This window comes from Novosphingobium hassiacum, assembly GCF_014196055.1.
In the GTDB taxonomy this organism is placed as follows: domain Bacteria; phylum Pseudomonadota; class Alphaproteobacteria; order Sphingomonadales; family Sphingomonadaceae; genus Novosphingobium; species Novosphingobium hassiacum.
In genome coordinates this window covers 1-3,802 of sequence record NZ_JACICY010000043.1, presented here as the reverse complement: position 1 = coordinate 3,802, position 3,802 = coordinate 1, and the positions used below count along the sequence as shown (strand labels likewise).

The window sequence follows — 3,802 nt, the reverse complement described above, 5'->3', positions numbered from 1 at the left end:
TTATCGCGAGGTGGCGATAATGCGAAGGAACGCGGCGTAGGCGCGCAATGTCGGGAGACTGACCACCACGTCCTTCGCATTATTTCACAGGGTGTCGAGCCACTCCATCAGACTGGCATCTCGCTTCCACGAAGGTGGAACGTTGCTCGCCGACGGCGCACCCACCAGCTCCAAGGCCTTTCGTTTGGTCTCCAGATTGGCCTGTGCGTAGTGGTTGGTCGTGTCGAGGCTGACGTGTCCCAGCCAACTGCGTATGACGGTGATGTCTACCCCGGCAGCGACAAGGTGAACGGCGGTCGCGTGCCGGAAGCTGTGCGGTGTCACATGTTTTGACCGCAGCGTCGGCACGGTTTTGGACGCCTTTTCTACATAGGCGGCGAGTTTGAACCGTACTCCCGAGGCGCCCAGCGGTTCACCATATCGATTGACGAAGATCCGCTGATCTGGGGCGCGCGGGTGACGTTCCAACAACTTCCTGAGCAACGTCACGGTTTCCGGCCAGAGTGGACAGATCCGTTCCTTGCGCCCCTTGCCATAGAGGCGAGCGTAGTGCGGCGCATCGAACCGGACCGCGTTGGAACACAGGTCGAGAGCTTCCTGGATGCGCGCGCCGCTGTTGTACAGGAACGAGAGCAGCACATGGTCGCGCATCCCCTCGATTGTCGACCGGTCGGGCTGCGCGAGGATCGCTTCGACCTCCTCCGGCTCGAGATAGCAGGGTGCAGCGGTGGGCTCCCGCTTGAGCGGGACAGTCAGGACCTCGGCGCATTGCGCGATGTATTCGGGATCTTTGTCCGCCACGAAGCTGAAGAAGCTGCGGATCGCGGCAAGCCGGCAGTTGCGTGTACCGATCGTGCCCCTGCGCTCATGCTCGGTATGATGGAGGAACGCGCGCACCTCGCTGGCCGAGACGTCGGCCAGCATGATCCGCGCAACCCCGGCGCCCTTTCGCTCCGCGATAAACCGAAGCAACAACCGCCAGGTGTCGCGGTAAGACCGGATCGTATGAACCGAAGCACTGCGTTGCTCGGCCAACCATTCCTGGAAGAACGCCCGCAACAACGCGGGGAACGGATTGCCCTTCGTCATGACCGCGCCTCCATCGTGAGGCATCGGGCGCCGACGGTACGGAACCGCTCGCTTGCTTCCTGCAGCAGGTCCTGCGTGACGGTGATGTAGACCAGCGTGGAGTTGATGTCCCGGTGGCCCATATAGGTCGAGAGGAAGCGCAGTTTGTCCTGCGGATTGATGCCGGATCGATACCATTGGAGGATTCGGTTCACGACCATCGAGTGGCGCAGGTCATGAACGCGCGGCCCCGCCCTCCCCGTCGGGGGCTTGAACCCGGCTCGGCGCATGACGTTGGTGATCATCGTTGAGACCGTCACCGGGGTATAGTGATCATTGAAGTGCTCGTGCCAGAAGAGCCCGGACCGCGGATCCTGCGGGGCGCCAGCGCGCCGCCTTGCATCGATATAGGCCCGTAATTCGGCCATGACGCTGCCGGTTAGCGGCAAGATCCTGGTCTTGTAGAACTTCGTTGCCCGGATCGTGATCGTGTCTGATTGAAGGTCCACGTCACCCAGATCAAGCCCGGCGAGTTCACTACGGCGCAGTCCGGCACAATAGGCCAGAACCACCATCGTGTAGAGGACCATAGGCCGCAGCGGAGCATCCGGCGACGGATATGAGCGGGCAACATCGAGCAACCGCCGGACGTCTGCCGGACTGAAGATATGCGGCCGTCGATGCTCGCGCGCCACTTCCCGCTCCGGCCGGGCGTTGAAGCGTTTTGGCGGGATGCTGGGATCAAGGCGATACCGCGCCTTGGTCAGGATGCGCCCCAGCTTCTGACATTCAGCCGCGTGATTGCGGGTCGGCTTGGCAGTTGCCCAGCGCGCCAGCATTGTCTCAAGCGATGCCCCGGCAAGTTCGGGGTTCGCCTGGAGGAACCGATCGAACCGCAATAGCCAGTGAGCCTGCGTCTCATACTGATAGCCCCGGCTGCGCATCAATGCGACGTGCTCACGCATGAAGTCCCCCAGCACGCTGCCGAAGGGAGCAGGGCGTCGTAACGCGGCCAGGGCTTCGTCGGGATTGGGGGAAGCCAACGCCCGCCAGATCGGCTTGCTTTGTTTGACGTTGTACCGGTGGCGAAGCACGGCAACGGGATTCTCGGCGATCAGCCCGATTTCGACGAGGTGGTCGAGGAAGCGATCGACAATGCAGACCTGATTGAGCAGCGTCGGCATTCGCCAACATTTTTCCATTTCCTTCAGCCAGACGTCGAGCATCTGCCGGTCAACCGCCGGATGACGTCGGGCTACGTTCTCGAAGCTGCGAAGGAACCAGCGATAAGTGGGCCTGCTTCCCGGCCGGAACTGCGATTTTTCCAGGAAGGTGTCAACAACGGTGCAATCGGGATCGTGCCAGGCGCTCATGACAGCACCTCCAGGCCAGGTACATCGAGCGCCACGGCTCGGAGATCATCTGTCGCCAGCTTGAGATAGGCATTGGTGGATTCGGTGGATCGATGCCCGAGCACGTCGCCGATGATCTTTTGCGGCACCGACGCCCGCAGCATTTCGACCGCGCGCGCGTGGCGGAAGACATGTGCCCCTCGCTTTCCCGGCGGCTCGACGCCTGCGGCTGCTAACCGCCCGCGGATCATGCCGTACAGGTTTGTCATTGCGATGTAGGGCGCGCAGGATCGGATAAAGATTTCTCGCCCCTCGACCTGAGGGCGCCCATGACGCAGATAGTCGAGCAGCGCTTCACCAACCGGCGCCAATAGCGGCATGTAGGAGTACGCATTGGTCTTGGTGTGACGGATACGCAGGGATTCTCCGCGCCAGTTCACGTCCTCAAGCCGAAGGCGGCAAACCTCCCCTTCACGCAACCCATATGTGGCAAGCAGTTGAAGGACCGCAAAATCGCGCATTCCTCGCGGCGATCCGTCCTTCTTCGTCGTCGCCAACACCGCGGCGATTTGGCTCTTGTCCAACGTCGAGGGCACGTCTTCATAGGCGTAGAGCATGGGGCCGATGATGTGCGGCGTGAGATCAGTCGGGATGCGCCTCGTCCGATGCAGATAGCGCACCGCCGACCGGAGCCGCTCAGCGACATCGGCCAACGATTTGCGCCTTAATCCAGGCGCGCGCATGTCCATGTAGAGATCGACTTCCACGATGCTCAACGTGTCGAGGCTGGCAGCACCGCTCCGTTCGAACTGCCATCGCAGGAAGTTCCGTGCCTCCCACATAAGCGCCGCGATGGTAGCGCTTGCCAGACCGCGTTCGTCGCGCAGCCATGCCTCGTATTCGCAGCAGATCGCCTGCCGGTACACAGTTTCCGGTTCGATTATCTCCGGCTCGGGCGGCCATTTGCCTTGAGCAAGCCGGAGCAGCTTGTTGATCGACGTGCGGGGCAACATCTGCCAGCGCACACAGGGAGGCCGACCGTACCGGGCTTCGAAATCCTGGACTGCATAGACAAAATATTGATCGACCTGCGCCGACGTCACAGCTTCCACCTGCATGTCGCACTCGGCCAGATAATCGAGAAACGCGCGGGCGTAGAGGCGATGGTTCGCTACGACCACCGGGTTGTAATTCTGCGTCGTGAGCAAATTCGAGAGTTCGGCGATCAACTCGTCGTGCAATTTCAACATGCTTTTATCCTCAGCTGGTCCAGAGACCACCGAGGTTCGCAGCCAAAATAATGCGCAGCAACATCGCCACGCCTTACGGAAATTGCGCGCCTACGCCGCGTTCCTTCGCATTATCGCCACCTCGCGATAAGC

Annotated in this window: 3 protein-coding genes; all 3 read right to left on the bottom strand. The window is 61.3% G+C overall.

Annotation, left to right across the window (positions count from 1 at the left end; all coding sequences use genetic code 11):
- Nucleotides 1-84: 84 nt before the first annotated feature.
- The 3 genes from GGQ88_RS20940 to GGQ88_RS20930 are packed head-to-tail and all read right to left on the bottom strand — an operon-like array spanning nucleotide 85 to nucleotide 3,670.
- Entirely contained in the window at nucleotides 85-1,089 is a 1,005-nt protein-coding gene (locus GGQ88_RS20940; protein ID WP_044663248.1) for a tyrosine-type recombinase/integrase, read from the bottom strand.
- Nucleotides 1,086-2,441 (bottom strand): tyrosine-type recombinase/integrase, encoded by a 1,356-nt coding sequence (locus GGQ88_RS20935; protein ID WP_044663249.1) that lies wholly within the window; start codon nucleotides 2,439-2,441, stop codon nucleotides 1,086-1,088. Before GGQ88_RS20935 ends, GGQ88_RS20940 begins: the two co-directional genes overlap by 4 nt.
- Entirely contained in the window at nucleotides 2,438-3,670 is a 1,233-nt protein-coding gene (locus GGQ88_RS20930) for a site-specific integrase (protein ID WP_044663250.1), read from the bottom strand. The genes GGQ88_RS20935 and GGQ88_RS20930 overlap by 4 nt, the downstream gene beginning before the upstream one ends.
- Nucleotides 3,671-3,802 lie beyond the last annotated feature (132 nt).